We start from the raw sequence: 18,588 nt of genomic DNA on the forward strand, positions 1-18,588 counted from the left end.
CGCGAAGACCCGAAGGAGCCACGCATGGACCTGTCCCTGACCGATTCCGAGCGCGAGGAGACCTCCTCGCTGGTCGCGGCCCTGAGCGACCAGTACGGCAGCGCGGAGGACCCCGAGCTGCTGGAGCACGCCCCGGTGCTCGCCCGGGCGCTGCCGCACCGGGTCCAGGAGCACCTGAACGAACTGCGGCGCCGCGAGCCCGGCTACACCGTGATCCACGGCCACCACGTCGATGACGCCGAGGCCGGCCCCACCCCCGCGCACTGGAACACGTTGCCCGACCCCTCCCCGACGCTGGCGCTGGACCTGACGCTCGTGCTCTACGCGGGGCTGCTCGGCGACGCGTTCGGCTGGGCCACGCAGCAGGACGGCAGGGTGATCCACGACGTCCTGCCGATCAAGGAGAACGAGGGCCAGCAGCTCGGGACGGCGGCCGATGTCCTGCTCGACTGGCACACCGAGGATGCGTTTCACCCGCTGCGCCCCGACTGGCTCGCCCTGGCGTGCGTGCGCAACCCCACCGCCACCGCTACGACCGTCGCCGTCGTGGACGACCTGCGGTTGAGCGCGGCGGACCGGCGGGTTCTGGGCGAGCCCAGGTTCCGCATCCTGCCGGACAACTCGCACCTGGCGTCGAACAACTCGGCCTCCGGCGGAGCCGATTTTGAGGGGATCGAGGCGATGTTCGCCGCTCCGCCGGCGGTCGCGCTGCTGGAGGGCGGTTACCTGCGGGCGGACCGCTCGTTCTGGGGGACGATCGACCCGTCCGACACCGAGGCGCTGGCCGCGCTGGAGCGCCTGACGCGCGAGATCGACCGTCGGCTGCGCAACGTCGTGCTGGAGCCGGGCGACATCCTGATCGTCGACAACTTCCGGGCCGTCCACGGCCGGGTGCCGTTCGAGGCCCGCTACGACGGCACGGACCGCTGGCTCAAGCGCGTGCTGGTCACCCGGGACCTGCGCAAGTCCCGCGCCGCCCGCCCGAGCCTGCTCGCCCAGGTGGTGGGCTGATGCGACCGCTGGTAGAGCGCGCCCTCTTGGAGGACTTCCTGCGCGATCGGTACCACGAGGCTGACATCGACATCAGCTCCAGCGGTGTCGAGCCCTACACGGTGGCGGATCTTCGAGGCCTGCTCGGCTTCGACATGGAGGAGCTGGCCGCGGTGTCCCTGCGGGACTCGCAGTCCGCTGGCGGCGACGAGCTGCGGGCACTGATCGCCGCGCGCTACGGCCTCGGCGACCCCGGGCGGGTGCTGGTGGGCAACGGCTCGACGGAGGCCCAGCTGCTGTTCCTGGCGGCCCTGCTGGAGCCGGGGGACGAGGTGGTCATCGTGGAGCCGGCGTACCACTCGCTGCTCGCTCCGGTGCGGGCGCGCGGCTGCCGGGTGCGCCGGTGGCGGCTGCGGCCGCAGAACGGGTTCCGCCCGAACCTTGAGGAGTTGCGGCGCCTTGTCACCAGCAGCACGCGGGCGGTGATCGTGAACTTCCCGCACAACCCCACCGGCGCCACCCTCACCTCGGCGGAGCTGACCGACCTCGTCTCGATCGTGGAGCAGCACGGCTGCTACCTGCTGTGGGACGGTGCGTTCGAGGACTTGGTGTTCGACGCACCGGCGCTGCCGGCCCCGACGCACTACGAGCGGGCCCTGTGCTTCGGGACCATGTCGAAGGCGTTCGGTCTACCGGGGCTACGGGTGGGCTGGGGCATCGCGGCCCCGGAGATCGTGCACGCCGCCGTGGGGGTACGCGACTACACCACCCTCGCGCTCTCGCCGATGGTCGAGTGGGTCGCGCAGCGGGCGCTGAACGGGGCCGAGCACCTGATCGGTCCACGCATGGCGACCGCGGCCGCCAACAGGCGCCTCGTGCGCGAGTGGCTGTCCGTGCGCCCAGACGCAGTGTCCGCCACCGCGGGGGCGGGCGTCGTCGTCTTCCCGCACCTCACCCGCGTCCCGGACACGATGGCGCTGTGCGAGCGGCTGATGCGCGAGTACCGGGTGCTGCTCGTACCCGGCGAAGCCTTCGGCGTGCCCGGCCGTGTGCGGCTCGGCTTCGGCGGTACGACCGCTGACCTCGCAGCCGGCCTGGACGCCCTCTCCCACCTGCTGGACACCATGGCCGAGGAGGCCGAGTGAACCACGACGACAGCTTCCCGGACATGTGGCGGCGCAGCGTGGCCGCCAACCCCGGTGGTGTGGCGATCGACAGCCCGGTGACCGGGATCCACACCTTCGCCGAGATGCACCGGCAGGCCGAGTCCACGGCGGCGCGGCTGCGTGCCACCGGCATCGCGCCCGGCGTCCTGGTGGGCATCAAGACCTCGGACCGGCACGCGTTCTGCCGCAGCCTGCTGGCAGTGTGGCTGGCCGGCGCGGTCGCGGTGCCGCTCAACGCCGCCGCCCCGCCGGCGTGGACGCGGGAGGTCTGCGAGCGGGCCGGTGTGGCCGGCGTCCTGGTGGATGGCGAAGCGCCGGGCGCTGTCCGCCTTCTGGAACCACCGTCCTCGGGGGCCCGGACCGTGCCGGGCGCGGCCTACGTCATGCACACCTCCGGGTCGACCGGGCGGCCCAAGCCGGTCGTGCTCTCCCACCGGGCGCTGGGTGCCTACTGCCGGGCGTTCGGCTCCGCCATCGGCCTGGGCGCGGAGGACCGATTCCTCCAGGTGGCGCCGCCGTCCTTCGATGTGGTGTTCGAGGAGCTGCTGCCCGTGTGGTGCGCGGGCGGCACCGCGGTTCTGACCGGGGCGCAGCCTGATGACCCCGCCCAGTTGCTGTGCGAAATGGAGCTGCGGGGCGTCACCGTCGCGGAACTGACCACCGTCTACTGGCAGTTACTCGTGCGGCATCTGCGCTCCAGCCCCGGGCCGCTCCCGGGGTCGCTGCGGCTGCTGCTCATGGGAGGCGAGCAGGCGCCGCCCGCGCTGATCGAGGAGTCCTTGGAGCGGGGTCTGCCGCTGGCGCATGTCTACGGGGTGACGGAGGCCGGTATCACCTCGACCCTGCGGATCTTCGACCCGCGGGAGCCGGTGGCCACCGACACGGTCGGTACCGCGCTGGGCAACAGCACCGTGCAGGTGGTCGGTGAGGACGGCGGACCGCTCGGTGCGGGAGAGGTCGGGGAGGTGTGGATCGGCGGCGAGAGCCTGGCCGACGGCTACCTCGACTCCCCCGACGCGACGGCCGCCCGGTTCGTGGAGGTGCCGGGCACGGGTCCGCTGGCCTCCGGACGGTACTACCGCACCGGTGACCTGGGCGTGCTGGACTCGTCGGGGCAGCTGCGGGTGCTGGGCCGCATGGACGCGCAGGTCAAGGTCGGCGGTGTGCGTGTGGACCTGACCGAGTTGGAACGCCACCTGGTGGCGAGCGAGGCTGTGGCCGAAGCGGCGGCCGTGGCCGTTCCCAGCACGGCCGGTGAGGGGGCGCGCCTGGTGGCGTTCGTGGTCCCCGCGACCGGAGCGGACCTGGCCGGCTTCGATGCCAGGGTGCGGACCTGGCTGGCGGGGCGCGTGCCCGCGCACCTCGTCCCGCACCACGTCGTGCCCCTGTACGCGCTTCCGGCGACCGCGCACGGCAAGGTCGACCGGCACCTCCTGGCCGATCTCCTGCCCGCCGCTGGGCCCGACGTGCCGGACACGGTCTGGGCGACGGCGACGCAGCGCGCCGTCGCCCAGGCGTGGCAGGGGGCGCTGGGCTGCCCGCCGACCGGCCCCGATAAGCGGTTCGCGGACGCGGGCGGGACCTCGCTCGATCTGCTCACGTGGGTGGTTCGCCTGGGCGAGCTGGGCATCAACGTCTCGGCGGCCGACTGCCTGGACCACCCGAGCGTGCGCGCGCTCGCCGCCCACGTCGACGGCCGGACGGACGAGACGCCCGCTCAGCACGACCACGGCTCACTGCGCAACGCGGCGCGGGGCGTCCTACGCCGACGCCGCAACGGGGCGGAGGGCCGGTCATGACGCCGCTTCCCGAGGACGCGGTCGCGGTCGTCGGTATGGCCGCCCGCGTGCCCGGCGCCGACACCGTCCAGGAGCTGTGGGACAACGTCCTCGCCCACCGCGCCAGCGTCACCCGCTCCACGGACGGCCCCCACCTCTACGCCCGGGGACAGCTGGACGACGTCGACCTCTTCGACCCCGCGTTCTTCGGCATGTCGCCGCGCGAAGCCCTGACCTGCGACCCGCAGCAGCGCCTCCTACTGGAGTGCGCCTGGAAGGCCTTGGCCGACGCGGACGCCGGCCGCCCGCAGAACACCGCCGTCCGCGAGCGGACCGCGGTGTTCTGCGGCACCAACCACAGCGGCTACCGCGACCTGCTGGCCCGCTCCGGCCCGGTCAGCGCTCTGGAGTTCGAGGCCGGCACCGCCCAGGACTTCGCCGCCACCAGGCTCGCCTACCGGCTCGGACTGCGGGGACCGTGCGTTGCCGTGCAGACCGCCTGTTCGTCCTCCCTGGTGGCGGTCCACCTGGCCTGTCAGGCCCTGCTGCTGCGCGAGGCCGACCAGGCGCTGGCCGGCGGAGCGTCCATCGTCTTGCCCCAATCCCCGGGCTGGCAGTACGAGAGCGCGTCGATCCACAGCGCCTCCGGCGTCTGCCGGCCCTTCGACGCCGCCGCCGACGGCACGGTGATGGGCGACGGCGCGGCCCTGGTGGCGCTGCGCCGCCTGGAGGACGCCGTGGCCGACGGGGCGCGCATCTACGCGGTGATCCGCGGCTCGGCCGTCACCAACGACGGCGGGCGTTCGAACGGGTTCACCGCGCCGAGCGGGAGCGGACAGGCGGAGGTGATCCGTGCGGCGCTGGCCCGCGCGGGCCTCGACGGCGGGCAGATCGGCTACGTCGAGACGCACGGCACCGGGACCGCTCTCGGCGATCAGGTCGAACTCCAGGCGCTCGCGGAGGTGTTCGCTTCCCACCCCGATCCGGGTGGCGTGACGCTGGGGTCCGCGAAGGGCGCGGTCGGGCACCTGGACATCGCGGCCGGCGTGATCGGGCTGATCCGTGCCAGCCTGGCCCTGCACCACGCCGTGCTGCTGGGCACGGTCAACCACACCACGCCCTCCCCCGCCCTGACCTCCGGCGCCGCACCCCTGCGGGTTCTGACCCGTCCCGAGCCCTGGGCGTCAGCCGAAGGGGTGCGCCGGGCGGGGGTGAGCAGCTTCGGTGTCGGCGGCACCAATGCCCACATCGTCCTGGAGGAGCCCCCGCCGTCGGGCAGCGCTCCCGAACCGTGCCCGGCAACGCTCCGGGACGCGGGCTACCGGCCTCGCCGAATCTGGCCTGACCCTGTCACCGCCGAGAGCATCAGCACGGCCGAGCCCGCCCGAGACCAGGTGGAGTTCCGGTGCAGCAGCTGGAGCCAGTGGGCTGGGCACCCCGGCGCCGAGGCCCCCAGCTGGGCGCGCGTCGTCCTGATGGCCGAGCAGGACCACACGGGCCGCAGGCTGTTCGACCTGCTGTCCACGACGGTCCCCGAGGGCACCCCGGTGACATGGGCACCGAACGGCCTCGCCGAGGAACAGCCCGGCAGGACCCTGGTGGTGTGCGGGTACGCGCTTGGCGCCGGCTCCCAGCCCGCGCGGCGCGCGTACGACGCGCTGGCGGCGGTGGCCGCCAGTACCGCGGGCTGGTCGTCCGCCTGCGGCGTGGATGTCGTGCTGCTGACCCGGCGGGCGCACCCGGTGCTCGGCACCGAGGGCGGCGACCCCCGGGCGGCCACGCTCACGGGCCTGGCCCGGGCGCTGTCGATGGACGTGCCTGCGGTCCGCGCCCGCACCCTCGATCTGGACGGCACTCAGCCCTGGGCGCTGGCCGAAGCGGTGCGCCGCAGCGTGGACTGGGCCGCCGAGCCCGTGCTCGCCCTGCGCGGCCGACGTTGGTGGAGCCCCACCTACACGCGCGTGCCCGAACCCGAGCCGAACCCGGTCGGCGGTGTGTCGGTCGTCGTGGGTGTCGGGCAGATCGGCACCGTCGCCGCCCGCGTCCTCGCCGCCACCGGCGGCACGCTGGTGCTCGCGGCCCGCCCCGGCCTCGGCCTGCACAACGCCCACCGCCTAGCCGACGACCTCGCCGCGCTGCCGGCCCGCATCGTCGTGCGGGAGTGTGACGCCGCCGACCCTCTCGCCCTCACGGCCCTCATCGCGCAGGTCACCCGCGAGCTGGGCCGGATCGACCGGGTCGTCATGGCTGCTGGGATCTCCGGCGAGGCCGCCTACCAGGACAGCACCCACCTGCCGCTGTGGGACGACGAGCAGCACTTCGTCCTCAAAATCGACGCCGCCGCGACGCTGCGCGCCGCAGCCGCCAGCCACAACGTGCGGCGCGTCGTGCTGATGTCCTCCCTCGCCGGGGTGCTCGGCGCGATCGGACTGCCGGCCTACAGCGCGGCCTCGGCGGCGACCGACAGCTACGCCCTGCACGCCGAGCACGCCCGCACCCGCTGGCTCAGCATCGGCTGGGACGCCTGGCAGCACCAGGACGCCACCGCCTCGGCCCACGAGCAGCGCATGGTCCAGGATGGCCTGACTCCCCGGGAAGCCGAGCAGGCCCTGACCCGCCTGCTGCTGTCCGATCAGAGCGGCCACATCCTCGTCGCCATGGGAGAGAGCTTCTCCGGCCGCTACGAGCGTTACGTGCGGGCCCCGTTGAGCACCACCCACTCCACCGAGCCACCGGTGCCGGCCACCGGGCCCCGCAGCGACCTGCTCACGACCCTGCTGGATGCGTGGCGCAGCGGCCTGGCCGACCCCGGCCTGGGCCCGGACGACGACCTTGCCGCGCGCGGCGCCGACTCCCTCACCGCGATCGACGTCCTCGCCCGGGTCGGCGCTCAGACCGGCCGCGTCCTGCCCACCGAGCTGTACTTCGCCGCCTCCTCTGTCCGCGGCCTCGCCGCCGCGATCGACGCGACCCCGGCCACCGGCCAGCGGCCGCGCACCGCAGCGGTCCGAAGCTGGGGCGAGGGCGGCCGGTCGACGCTGTGGTGCATGCATCCGATCAGCGGATCCGCCGACGTCTTCGCCGCCCTGGCCGACCGGCTCGGCGGCAGCCACCACGTCCACGCGCTGACCGGCCCGCCTCTGGCCGACGTCACCGGTGAGATCCCGATCGAGGACCTGGCACGCCACCACCACGAGCGGCTCTCCGCCAGCGCGCCGAGCCCCGACGTCGTCCTCGGCTTCTCCTTCGGCAGCCATCTGGCCCTGGCCGTCGCACAACTCGTGCACGACACCACTGGGCACGCCCCGACCGTGGTCGTCCTCGACATGCCCGCGCCCGCAGGCCCTGGCCCCCGCAGCATCGCCCAGGTCCCCGCCGCCGAGATCGTGGCTGCCATCACCAGCCACCGCGCCCGCGAAGCCGGTCGGCGCCTCGCCATCGACCCCGATCACCTACGCCACGACCCTCCCGAGCAGGCCTTGGCCCACCTGCTGGACGAGCTGCGCGCCCAGCAGATCGTGCCCAGGGCCTTCACCACCGACCTGGCCACACGCCTCGCCGTCGGCTACCGGCACCGCCTTGCGGCCGCCGAGCGCTACCGGCCCCGTCCCTATCCGGGCCGCATCGTGGTGGTGCGCGCCGCCGAGCCCGAGTACGACGACCTGCTCGTGGGCGTGCTGCCCGCCCCCGTCGACGACCCCTCGTGGGGCTGGGCCGCCCTCGCCCAGCACGGCCACGCCGTCCACGTCCTCGACGCCCACCACACCACGCTGCTCCAGCACCCGAGCGTGGCCGACATCGTCCACCGCAACGCCCGTCCGGAAGGACCTTCGACATGACGCTCCGAGCCGTCTGGGCGCCCGACAGCGCCTCCACCGCGGCCCGCACGGCCGGCTGGAACGACCTGCTCACCACGGGTCACGCCGACGAAACCGCCCCGCTGCTCCTCAACGCCGACCTCGCCGCCCGCCACCACGACGGCCCCACCGTCGCCTACTGGTCCGACTCCGCCTGGCAGGCCGCCCTCGACAGCACCCCGATCGTGCTCATCGCCACCACCCGCGAGCTGCGCATCGAGCTGCCCCCCGTCTGGCGCGCCGAGATCCACCTGGCCTGGGACGGCGCCAGCCTGCTGCTCTCCTCCGACCTACGCACCCTCGCCTGGGCCGTCGGCGCCCGCACACCCGACCCGGACGGCGCCGCCGCGTTCCTGACCGGCGCCCGCTGGACCCGCGGTCTTCTGCCCTCCCTCTACCGGGGCATCCTCACCCTGCAACCCGGCCACGCCGCCGTGATCCGGCCCGACCGAACGATCCGCGCCGAGGCGATCTGGACGCCGCACCGCAACCCCGAGCATGCCTCCCAGGCGCTGGGGACCAGCACCGTCCAGCTGCGCGACCGCCTCGATGACCTCGCCGACCGTATCCTCACCCGGCATCGCCGTGTGGCCTGCCTGTTCAGCGGCGGCCTGGACTCCACCCTCATCGCAGCCGCCCTGCTGCGCCGCGCCCCCGACCGCGTGGTGCTGCTCAACGTCGGCAGCGGCCTCGGAACGCCGGCCGAAGAGCGGCTGCGCGCCCGGTTCCTGCGCCAGTACGGGGCCACGAGCGAGCCGGTCGACCTCCCCGCCAAGCCCGGCCTGGTCGCCTCCCTGCGCGACGTCAACGCCGTGACCGCCCTGCCCACCGGCTCACCCTTCGCGGCCGCCTTCGAGGAGATCCTCGCCGTCGCCCACACCGACTTCGACTGCGACGCCATCGCCACCGGCGACGGCGGCGACGAGGTCTTCGCCGAACGTGACGAGCTCCTGGTCGACCTCCTCGCCCGCCACCCGCGCGCCCTGCCGGCCGCGCTCGGCCACCACGCGCTGCGAACCCAGCAGCGCGGCGTGGAACCGCTCCTGCGCGCACACCGCACCCTGCGCCACCTTCGCGGACACGCCCCGGCACCCGGCCACACAGCCACCGCCCTCGACACGCTGCTCGGTGACGCGCTCACCGAACAGGTCGCCTCCGCCCGGGCCAAAGCCCTGCATGCGGACCGCGAGCGATGGCTCCAGGGCTGGACATGGTCCGCGCTGGGCTCGGCGCGCCGAGCGGCGGCCGTCCCGGAGTGGGAGCCCGCCAGCACGCAGGCCCCGGGCATAGCCGTCCTCAGCCCCCTCGTGGACGCCCAGATCATCGCCCCCGCCCTCGCGCTGCACCGCGCAGCCCTCCAACCCTCGGTCGTCGGCTTCCAGCCGAAGTGGCTTCTACGGCAGGCGGCCTTGGCCTGGCTGGACCCGCAGATCGCGCTCCACCCGAAGATCGGCAGCGCCGACGGCACGATCCTCCACGCCGTACGCACCGACGAGCACGGTGACCTGCTGGACCTGCTCGGCTCGACCACCGCGCAGCGCATCGGGCTGCGTCTGCCGTCCGATACCGAACACCCCGACCACCCGCTCTGGCACAGCGAGGAGTGGATCCGCCCCGCCGCCCTGACCGCGTGGCTCGACCAGGCCGCTCCACGTCCCCCGCACCGGCCGTCCGTGACCGTGAGCAGCCCCTCGGCGCCGCCCGCCCTGGAGCGCCCGCAGCTGCCCGCCGCCCGGCACCGACGCCGTCCTGCCCGCAGGCACGTCGTTGCCCTGGCCGCGCTCAACATCGCCCACCAGCTGCACCCCGGCATACCCGTTCCGCCCGCCCGGGCGACCGCCGCCGATCCGGTACTCGGCGAGACGCTCACCGACCTGGCGCGCCGGGCCTGCGCTTTCCCGCTCGTCAACGGCGCCTCCCAGCCCATGAGCCAGGCCCTCGCGCACTTCCTGCGGCTCCGAGGACGCAGCGCGGCGGCCGTCTACGGCGTCCAGGAAGGATGCCCCGGGCCCCGGTACTGGGTGGAGACCGCCACGGCCCACCTGGACGTCCACGGCGCGGAAACCCCCCTCACCCAGCCCTCGGATGTGACGAGCCTTCACTCGTCGAACTCCCGTCCGGCCAGCAGGCGTTAGGGCAGGCCGGGCCGCTCGCTCGCGTACCATGCGGGCCAGCGGCCCGGCCCGCCGGTACCGACCGAACCGCCAGGCCGCCGTCACGGCGAGCAAACACCGCACCCGGAGGACCCCCGTGCTCAACCCCAGCGAGATCGACGCGCTCTTCGACCCGGACCTGCCCGCGCCGGCCCACTGGGAGCAGCAGTACCCCGCCCGCCAGATGCCCGCCGGTGCCGAGGTCACCCGGTTCTGTCCGTCCCCGACCGGTCACGCGCACATCGGCGGCATCCACGTCGCCGCGATCGACTCGGCCATCGCCCACCAGAGCGGCGGCCTGTACTTCGTGCGCATCGAGGACACCGATCAGGCCCGCGAAGTCGAAGGCGCCGTCGACCGCTTCGACCGCGCCTTCCGCCACTTCGACGTCGCCTCCGACGAGACCGACGCCACCGGCCTCTACGGGCCCTACACCCAGTCCCGGCGCGCCCGCATCTACCAGACCTACGTCCGCGAACTCATGCGCCAGGGCCGCGCCTACCCGTGCTTCGCCACGAAGGACGAACTCGAGGCGCTGCGCGCCGACCAGCTCGCCAAGAAGCTGCCGAGCGGCTACTACGGCCAGTGGGCGCCCTGGCGTGACGCCGACGACGACGCGGTCCGCGACCAGCTCGCCGCCAGTGTCCCGTACGTCGTGCGGTTCCGCTCCCCCGGCACTGACGCGGGCCGTATCGTCTTCACCGACCGTATCCGCGGCAGCATCGAGATGGACGACAACCGCGCCGACACCGTCATCCTCAAGACCTCCGACAGGCCGCTGCGCCTGCCCACCTACCACCTCGCCCACGCCGTGGACGATCACCTGATGGGCGTCACCGTCGTGATCCGCGGTGACGAGTGGCTGTCCTCCGTCCCGGTCCACCACCAGCTCTTCGACGCCCTCGGGTTCCCCCGCATCCCCTACGCCCACATCGCCCCGTTGATGAAGCAGGAGGGCAAAACCCGCCGCAAGCTCAGCAAGCGCAAGGATCCCGAGGCCGACGTCGAGTTCTACGCCCAGGCTGGCTACCCGACCGAGGCCGTCCTGTACTACCTGCGCGGCCTGGCCAACGGCCGGCTCGCTGAGATGCCCCTCGACCAGGCCCTGCGCGAACCCGTGCGCCTGGAGGAGTGCGGCGTGACCGGCGCACTGGTCGACCTCGCGAAGCTGGAGGACATCTGCGCCAACCACGTGGCAACCCTGCCCGGCACCACCGTCCTGGAGCGCGTCAAGGAGTGGGCGAAGGCCTACGACCTGCCGCTCGCCGAGGTGTTGCAGGCCGAGGAGGGTCTGGCTCTGCGGGCCATCGCTGTGGAGCGCGACGGCTTCGACAACCCGCGCAAGGACCTCCGCATGTGGAGCAACTTCCGTACCCACTACGGCTTCTTCTTCCAGCAGCTCTTCGTCCCCGTCGCCGACCCCGCCGACCCGCGGTTCGGTGGCCTGGCCCCGGACGTGGTCCAGGAACTCAGCCGGCGTCTGCTCGACCGCTACCAGGCCATCGAGGACGGCGACGCCTGGTTCAACCAGATCCGTGCCGTCTCCGCTGAGCTGAACTTCGCCGACAGCGCCAGGACTTACAAGCAGAACCCCGACAAGTACGTGGGCTCGATCAAGGAGGCGTCGCAGGCCATCCGCGTGCTACTCACCGGATCGACCCGCAGCCCCGCTCTGCACCTGGTGGCGGCGACGCTCGGAGAAGCCGAGGTGCGACGGCGCCTGGACGCCGTGAGGACGGTCTGACCAACGACTGGGACGTCGAAGGGGCGGACACGCGCTGCGTGTCCGCCCCTTCGACGTACGTGGTAGCGGGGACAGGATTTGAACCTGCGACCTCTGGGTTATGAGCCCAGCGAGCTACCGAGCTGCTCCACCCCGCGTCGGTGCCCCTGACTCTACGGCACGCGCTGGCGATCACAAACCGGGTTCCTGCACGTGGCTGGTGCTGGTGCCGGTCCGCGCGTCCGCGAACAGGGAGAGCGCCGCGCTGATCTCGCCTGGCTCGATCACCGCCGTGGCCAGGGTCTTGCTCTCGTCGGCCGGAGGCTCGGGTGGCTGCCAGTCGATGCCGGCGGCGGTGAGCACGGCGACCAGGTGCTGAACGGCGAGGGCGAGGCGGTCGGCGTTCTCCCCGGAGAGGACCCGCCCCGCTTTACGCTGGAGGTCCGCGAGGGTCTTCATCTGGGAGGCCACCCGCTCGACGTCGGGTGTGAGGGCCGCCAGCGCCGCGTCGGGACCGGTTGCTTCGACGTCGAGGACCAGGCGCACGGGGGCGGGCTGGCCGATGGTTGGGGCGCCATCGCCGGAGAGCGTGTAGGGGACTTCCCAGCTGGTCGAGCCGAAGCCGTCCTGGGTGTACTTCCAGATGGTGGCGATGACCCGATCTGGGTAGGTGCCGATGATCTGCACTGTGCCGTCGAGGCGGTCGCCTTCGGTGGGACGCAGGCGCTGCTCCACGGCGGAGGCGATGGCGTCGATCCGCTCCTCCAGTGTGCCGGCCAGCGGCGCTAGTTCTACTTGGGTGTCGGTCAGGAGCCCCCGGGCCTTGAGCTGTTTGAGGTCGAGGGTCGAGGTATAGGGGTTCGCGCCGAACAGCACCGGGCTGTACTCGTACAGGTCGAGGTCGGTGATGAGGCGAACTCCTCTGGCGCGTTTGGCCGTTCGGACCTGGTAGCCGATCGACCACTGCACCTGGTCGCCGAAGAACAGCAGGTTGGCGTACATGTCCTTCCCGGCCTGGGTCGCAAGGTTGCAGCGGCCCTTGACGAGGAGCGCGCCGGCCTCGGCGGGCCAGGGCTGCCCGGTCGGCAAGGTGGCGGGCAGCCGCGGGTCGCCGGGGAGCAGCTCCTCGGTGTGCTCGGTGCGGGCGGTCCACACGTTCCAGTCGTGCGACCAGACGCCCTTCGGCGTGATCTGCGTGAGGGTGCGGGTGTAGGCGCCGGGCTCGATCACGTCGCCGTCGTGGTCGCGGAGCCCGGTGATCGACACGAGGGTGGTGAAGGTGCCCTGGTCGTCGTCGGTCTCCAGGACGCCGAGGGTCGCCTGCTTGTGGTCCAGCGTGCTGCTGGGGGTCGGTGCCACCGTGTCGCTCCCGGTTCGCTGGGTTGGTGGCGGTCACGGTAGGCGGGCGGCGGGCTTGGGTCTCGTTCTACTCGTCGTACCAGTTGTCGCCGTCGGTCTCGGCGTGAACCTGCTGGACGTGCCAGTCGCCGGGGCCCACGAGGATGACGATCTCGGATTCGTCCAGGCAGCCGATGCCGGTCCCGGGCACGGCCAGGATACGGGTGACCGGCACGTCGCCGCTGATTGTGTAGCCGACGGGGACCTCGCCGCCGTGCGTGGCGAAGTCGGCGGCGACGTGTTCTTCGGTGGTGAAGGACGACAGCGGGCGCAGGGGCAGGTCAGTGACCGTGCCCGGGCTGTCGAGGCCGCTGACGCAGGTGTCGTCGTAGCCTCCGGTGAAGCCCCGGTGGACGGTGACGTGGGTTACGCCGAGGCCGGCGAAGTGCGCCTGGGTGCTCTCCCACATGGCGGTGAGGAAGGCGTGCAGCACGGGCCCGTCGTCGGCCAGGGCCTGGGCGGTTTCGGCGTCGAGGTCGGCGTCCCCGTGCTCCCAGGCCATGGTGTCGGTGAGGTGAAAGGCTTGGCGGGCGCTCTCCTGGAGGGTGAGGGCGTCAGGGTCGTGGTCGTTGGAGGTCGCCGCCCATCCGGCGACGTGGGAGGAGACGGCCTCGGCGCGCGCGAAGTCCCGGTACTCCTCGGCGTTCATCCTCACATAGCCCCAGGGCTCGCGGCGGGCGCCGCTGTCGAGGTCGGCTTGTTCGACGTAGTCGGCGTAGCCGTTGGCCCCGGACTCCGGGCGGTACGCGGCGAGGTGTCCGGAGCGTACCCGGGCGAGGCGGTCGCGTTGGCGCTCGTCCAGCAGCTGCTCGTCGGGGATGCTGTCCATCCGCCGGGCGAGCGAGTCGCACATGGCGGCCTTGACTTTGCCGGGGGACCTTCCCCGTTTCCCGAGCAGGTCGTCCTGGCTTACGGCGTGGTCGTCCGCGAGGGTGCCTGGGAGGCCGACGCGGCCAGCGCCCGGGTGGTGGGCGAAGCGGCCTTGGAGGTCGCGCGCGTGCCGGGCTTCGTCCCAGAGCCGGTTCTTGCGGCGCAGCCGCAGGGTGACGGCAGGGAGGTCGTGCACCGCACCGCCTTCCGCCGGGGATCAGGACGGCGGCAGCGTGGCACCGGCCGCGGGGTGGTGTCGCGCCGAGCGGTACAGGGTTACTCCCCGGTCTGCCAGTGCCAGGTGCCGGGGCCGGCCAGGATGACGACCTCCGACTCGTCCAGGCAGCCGAGCCCCGTGGCCGGCGTCGCGATCACCCGCTCGGCGGGCACGATCGCGCTCATCACGAAGCCGGGCCCCTCGTCCGTGGCGAAGCCGTGGGCCACGTCCGGGTCGAGGGAGAACGCAGAGAGAGGGCGCAGCGGCGGGTCGGAGAGGGTACTGCCGGCGGCCGTCCAGCCTGCGGGTGGCCGCCCGTCGGGGGTGGCCACACCGCGCCACACGGTCAGGGAACCGAGCTGGGCTTCGGCCAGGTGGTTCTGGGTGCGCTCCCACATGGCCGCCAGCATCGCCGCGTGGCCGGTTCCAAGGGCGGCCCGCTGTTCGGCGGTCTCCCGCGCGATCTGGTCGGTGCTGGGCCAGTCGGCGGCTGGGTGCAGCCCGAAGGCGTCCTGCGCTGTCTCCTGGAGGGCGAGGGCTCCGGCGTCTTCGTCGTTGGACGTCATCGCCCAGGTGGCGACCACCTGGTTGACGGCGTCGCGCCGCAAGAGGTCGCGTGCCCGGTCGGCGTCGACGTGCACCCAGGAGGCGTCCGCCGGGGAGTCGCCCAGCTGGACAGCGTTGGCGATGCCAGCCGCCGGGTCCTCGTACGCGTGCACCTTCCCCGAGCGCACCTGGTCGAGCCAGGCCCGGTCGGGCTCCCGCAACAGCGTCTCGTCCGGCATGTCCCGCACGTCGCGGGTGATCCCCTCCACCACGTTGGCCTTGTACGCCTTGGCGACGCGCTCGCTGTGCCCGTCGCGAAAGACCAGGCCGTGCTGCTCCTCGTCGAAGCGAGGTTCGGAGCGCGGCGCCCTGGACGGCCGGCCTGCGGCCGCTCGGATGCGCTCCAGCAACGGGGTGAGCCCCGCGCCGGGGCCGTGCGCGAACCGGCCTCGGCCGTCCCGCGGATGCAGGCTCTCGTTGAACAGACGCTGTTTGACACGAAGCTTCAGGCGCACGACAAGGACCTGTTCCAGCACTCTGTGCCCCCTGGTTCAGCTGCGGCTTGCTTGCCGAGGCTGCCAACGAGGGCGGTCTTGCGTCGCGTTCAGATCGGGGTCTCGGTGATCAACACCAACTGCGCGCTTAGCCGAAACCCAAGAATACATTCCATACATCGAGAGTTGATGTTACTGTCAATGTATAGATGCAACTCAGGGAGGGGTCGAAGTGAAGGTTACGTTCATCCAGGTCGAGGGCACTGCGGACGAACTGGACGCATCCGAGGTGGGAAAACAGCTCATTGCTGCGATGGGGGTGGGCCCGGCACCCGTCAGCCGTCTCACCGTGGAGGACGATGCGCCGGCCAACAACAGCTGGCAGTCCCTGCCGATTCCTGGCCTCGCAGCTGAGGGTCAGGCAGAGGTGAAGAAGCTCCTGACTCGGAATCCGGCTGCGGAGCAGTTCATCTCGTTCCTCAAGAGGACGACTTCTTGGCCCAACGCAACCCTGCACGGGGTCAAGCGGAAGACGCACCAGGAGGGTGAGCCACTCGACTACAGCGACTACCTGCGGCTGCGACGGCAGGGCAGCCAGCTTGGTGGCTTCGCCTACGTCTACGCCGACACTGGCGTGGTCAACCTGCGACTCAACTATGACAGCGACGCCGGGATCCTCCATAGCTTCGCGCCGGATGCCTACATCGTCCCCAAGGGCCATCGCGCCTACCGGGTGAGCGTGCAGATCACGGATGAGAGCACGCTTCGCCAGGCACTCGAACTCGCAGAGATGGCCTACAAGCTGACGTAGCCGAGGATCGTGGCGGTTAGACCGAGTCCTGCTTCGCCACCAGCGTCTCAGCTTCCTCGAGCAACCCCTCGGGCGCCGCCTTGCCGAACGGCTGGGCCAGGACCCGGCGGGCGGCCTCCTGCCTGTCGATGCGGAGCACCTGGGCGAGTCCGTCGAGCGTGGTGACGGGCTCGCCGTTCGCGTAGCGGATGTCCCAGCGCCGGCTGCGCAGCCAGTCCTCGTTGAGCTGCTGGCGGTCGCTCGGTGTTCCGGTGGTCATGCTTCATCCTCACACGGGGGGTGCGGCCGGGTGGTCAGTAGTCGAGTCGCCAGGCCAGGCGGCAGCGGCAGTTGACGGACTGTCGGGGCGGCGCGGTGGTGTCGCCAGGGTGGCGCAGCAGGTCCTCGCCGACGGCGAAGGGCTGGCCATAGGGCTGGGTCTGACCGTCGGCCGCTTCGTGATCGGGTCGGGTGCGGCCGTCGTCGTGGGCGACCCAGCGGCGGACGAGGCCGGTGCGAGGGCTGGCGGCGGCGGCTTGGTCGCGGGCGCTTTCGACCGTGGCGGTGGCGAGATGGTTCGCCTTGGCACTGGCCCAGTTCGCGAGGGAGCGGCCCCAGGCGCGGGTGGCCTCGACGATGCCCGCGAGGCTCTTGCCCTCCCGGTCGGTGCCGGCGACGTCGTCGGCGAGGGCCTGGGCCTGCTGGGCGAGCGATGTGGTGAGCAGCGGTGCGATTGTGGGCCAGACAGCGATGGTGGCGGTGCTGGTCGAGCCGAGGGCGGCGTGCAGTTCGGTCGCGGCCGTGGCGGCGGCTTGTTCGATGAGGGGCTGGAGGGCCTGGGCGGCCTCCTGCTGCCAGGTGGCGATGTCGATCACCTGGTCGACGGGCAGGTCCTTGAGGCCGGTGCGGGCGGTGGTGTCGCCTCGGTCGTCCCAGTGCCGGGTGCCCTTGCGGTGCCGGGGGGAGTTGAGCCGGGCGACAGTACGCTCCGTCCAGCGGGTGGTGAGCGCCTGGAGGGCGTCGTCCAGGCGATCTCGGAGGGAGTCGGCCGCGGTGTCGTCCAGGGCGAGGCCGGAGGCGGGCGTCAGGGTCTTGCCCGCGGCCGGCGCCGACGGCGTGGTCGTGTCGAGGGCCGGGGCGTCTGCGGTGCGGGTGGGGAGGGAGGTCCGGCCGGAGGGCAGCCACAGGGCCCTGGTGGCGGGGGTGTCGTCGATCTCGTCGGCGTATCCGGCGAGTTCGGCGTAGGAGCGGATCGAGCGGACGCCGGCGGCGACTTCCTCCCGGGCTTCGCTCAGGCGTTTGGTGCGGGGTTCCCGCAGCACGTCGATGTCGGAGGTGTCGAAGTAGACCTCGGCGTCTTCCCCGGCGTCGTCCTGGAAGGCGTCGGCGATCAGCCGCAGGTGCGGCGGCATGGTGATCTCCCAGAACGTGGTCTTCTCGGCGCGGGCGTTGTCGAACGTCCTGCCGGAGGCGTTGCCCAGCTGGGACTCCGGGACGCCGAACGCTGCGAGCAGTTCGATCTTGGAGAGGGCGGCGACGGTCTCGTAGGCCATGTCCCGGGGTGTGACGGAGGTGTCCGTGACGGTGACGTTGCCGCCGTTCAGCACGGTCCAGCCGCCGGCCGCGGATGGCCCGGTGCCGAACCGGGCGCGCAGAAGGCGCAGTTCGTCGCCGTCCATGTCGCCGTCGATGCCGATCACGCCGCCGGGCCTGGCGTCGTTGTTGACGAACGACAGGTTGTAGTGGCGGGTGAAGAAGTCGAGGTCGGCGGACAGGCCGGCGGCCTCCAGCGGGGTGATGCCGGAGTAGGGGTCAAGCGGGTGGGGGGTTCGGATCCACCTCACCTGCTCGACGCCGAGGGTGCGCAGCTCGCCGGTGATCGTGACGGTCTCGAAGTGCGAGATCACGTCGGCACCGGTGGACGGTACCGGCCTGGTGCGGCCCGGGGGCAGCAGGTCGATCCGCAGCAGGTCGCCGCCACGTGAGAACGTCGGCTCGAGGAACACCCCGCGCTTGGACAACAGGAGCTGCATGCTGACGCGCTTCTTGAAGGTCCACGCGCCCTCGGCCGGGTTGGCCCTGATGTTCATCGCGCGGTAGAGCGGGTGAACGTCGTGGGGAGGCAGCGGCTCATCGGAGGTGCCGCTGCGCGGGCGGACCCGAAGCGGCCGGTCCGCGGCGTGGTTGGAGATCGTGTCGACCGCCTTGTAGATCCATACGGCCCGTTCCATGCCGTCGCGCACCGCGCGTTCGACCGACCAGGGGCGGGCCCGGTCCACGCCTGCGGGCGTCCAGCCGATGTTGTACTCCGGTCCGGCCTTGATGGCCGGCGCGGGGCGGCGCAGGGTGGGGAACCAGCGGCGGGGCATCCGTTCCTCCTACTGCTCGGTGTGGTGGCCGAGGACGGCGGCGACCGCGAGCGCGAGCAGGCTGGTGCAGGCGAGGCCGAGACGGGGGTCGGCGGTGTAGGCGGCCGTGTTGAGGCCGACGACGCCGAGTACGAGCAGGACGACGGCGGCGACGTCGCGCACCCGGCGGGAGCTCAGGTGGGCGACGTCGTCCGTCAGATGGGGCTGATGCCTGCTGGGTGTGGTCACGGCAGGCAG

At 72.4% G+C, this 18,588-nt stretch carries 13 protein-coding genes and 1 tRNA gene; 7 read left to right on the top strand and 7 right to left on the bottom strand.

Annotated elements, in window-relative coordinates:
- Positions 1-24 precede the first annotated feature (24 nt).
- The 6 genes from gntD to ACIP4P_RS29805 all read left to right on the top strand — a co-directional run bounded on the left by gntD (position 25) and on the right by ACIP4P_RS29805 (position 11,688).
- Entirely contained in the window at positions 25-1,011 is a 987-nt protein-coding gene (gntD, locus tag ACIP4P_RS29780) for a guanitoxin biosynthesis L-enduracididine beta-hydroxylase GntD (RefSeq protein ID WP_400923703.1), read from the top strand.
- Positions 1,011-2,135: a capreomycidine synthase gene (gene vioD, locus ACIP4P_RS29785; protein ID WP_400923705.1), complete on the top strand. Its 1,125-nt coding sequence runs from the start codon at positions 1,011-1,013 to the stop codon at positions 2,133-2,135. The genes gntD and vioD overlap by 1 nt, the downstream gene beginning before the upstream one ends.
- Entirely contained in the window at positions 2,132-3,955 is a 1,824-nt protein-coding gene (locus ACIP4P_RS29790) for an AMP-binding protein (protein WP_400923707.1), read from the top strand. Before vioD ends, ACIP4P_RS29790 begins: the two co-directional genes overlap by 4 nt.
- Entirely contained in the window at positions 3,952-7,773 is a 3,822-nt protein-coding gene (locus tag ACIP4P_RS29795; protein WP_400923709.1) for an SDR family NAD(P)-dependent oxidoreductase, read from the top strand. Before ACIP4P_RS29790 ends, ACIP4P_RS29795 begins: the two co-directional genes overlap by 4 nt.
- Positions 7,770-9,926, top strand: coding sequence for an asparagine synthase-related protein (locus ACIP4P_RS29800; RefSeq protein WP_400923711.1), 2,157 nt, complete (start codon positions 7,770-7,772; stop codon positions 9,924-9,926). The genes ACIP4P_RS29795 and ACIP4P_RS29800 overlap by 4 nt, the downstream gene beginning before the upstream one ends.
- Positions 9,927-10,041: 115 nt before the next feature.
- Positions 10,042-11,688: a glutamate--tRNA ligase gene (locus ACIP4P_RS29805; RefSeq protein WP_400923713.1), complete on the top strand. Its 1,647-nt coding sequence runs from the start codon at positions 10,042-10,044 to the stop codon at positions 11,686-11,688.
- 60 nt (positions 11,689-11,748) lie between these two features.
- Here the strand turns inward: ACIP4P_RS29805 and ACIP4P_RS29810 are convergent.
- The 4 genes from ACIP4P_RS29810 to ACIP4P_RS29825 all read right to left on the bottom strand — a co-directional run bounded on the left by ACIP4P_RS29810 (position 11,749) and on the right by ACIP4P_RS29825 (position 15,213).
- Positions 11,749-11,825 (bottom strand) — tRNA-Met (locus tag ACIP4P_RS29810).
- Between the two features lie 34 nt (positions 11,826-11,859).
- Positions 11,860-13,026, bottom strand: a complete 1,167-nt coding sequence (locus ACIP4P_RS29815) for an HK97 family phage prohead protease (RefSeq protein ID WP_400923715.1) — start codon at positions 13,024-13,026, stop codon at positions 11,860-11,862.
- 67 nt (positions 13,027-13,093) lie between these two features.
- Complete coding sequence (locus tag ACIP4P_RS29820; RefSeq protein ID WP_400923717.1) at positions 13,094-14,131, bottom strand: hypothetical protein; 1,038 nt, start codon at positions 14,129-14,131, stop codon at positions 13,094-13,096.
- 80 nt (positions 14,132-14,211) lie between these two features.
- Entirely contained in the window at positions 14,212-15,213 is a 1,002-nt protein-coding gene (locus ACIP4P_RS29825; RefSeq protein ID WP_400923719.1) for a hypothetical protein, read from the bottom strand.
- A 211-nt stretch (positions 15,214-15,424) separates the two neighbouring features.
- Between ACIP4P_RS29825 and ACIP4P_RS29830 the strand changes: the two genes are divergently transcribed.
- Positions 15,425-16,003, top strand: a complete 579-nt coding sequence (locus ACIP4P_RS29830; RefSeq protein WP_400923721.1) for a hypothetical protein — start codon at positions 15,425-15,427, stop codon at positions 16,001-16,003.
- Between the two features lie 16 nt (positions 16,004-16,019).
- Here ACIP4P_RS29830 and ACIP4P_RS29835 read toward each other — a convergent pair whose 3' ends face one another.
- The 3 genes from ACIP4P_RS29835 to ACIP4P_RS29845 are packed head-to-tail and all read right to left on the bottom strand — an operon-like array spanning position 16,020 to position 18,579.
- On the bottom strand, positions 16,020-16,262 hold the full coding sequence (locus ACIP4P_RS29835; RefSeq protein ID WP_400923723.1) for a hypothetical protein: 243 nt from the start codon (positions 16,260-16,262) through the stop codon (positions 16,020-16,022).
- 34 nt (positions 16,263-16,296) lie between these two features.
- The gene (locus tag ACIP4P_RS29840; protein WP_400923725.1) at positions 16,297-18,351 is read right to left on the bottom strand and encodes a phage portal protein; all 2,055 of its coding nucleotides are present in this window, start codon (positions 18,349-18,351) and stop codon (positions 16,297-16,299) included.
- A 9-nt stretch (positions 18,352-18,360) separates the two neighbouring features.
- Positions 18,361-18,579 carry a hypothetical protein gene (locus ACIP4P_RS29845; protein ID WP_400923727.1) on the bottom strand — a complete coding sequence of 73 codons (219 nt, stop codon included), beginning with the start codon at positions 18,577-18,579 and terminating at the stop codon, positions 18,361-18,363.
- Positions 18,580-18,588: the final 9 nt, after the last annotated feature.

Origin of the sequence: Kitasatospora sp. NPDC089509, from assembly GCF_044749365.1 — a bacterium.
Taxonomy (GTDB): Bacteria; Actinomycetota; Actinomycetes; order Streptomycetales; family Streptomycetaceae; genus Kitasatospora.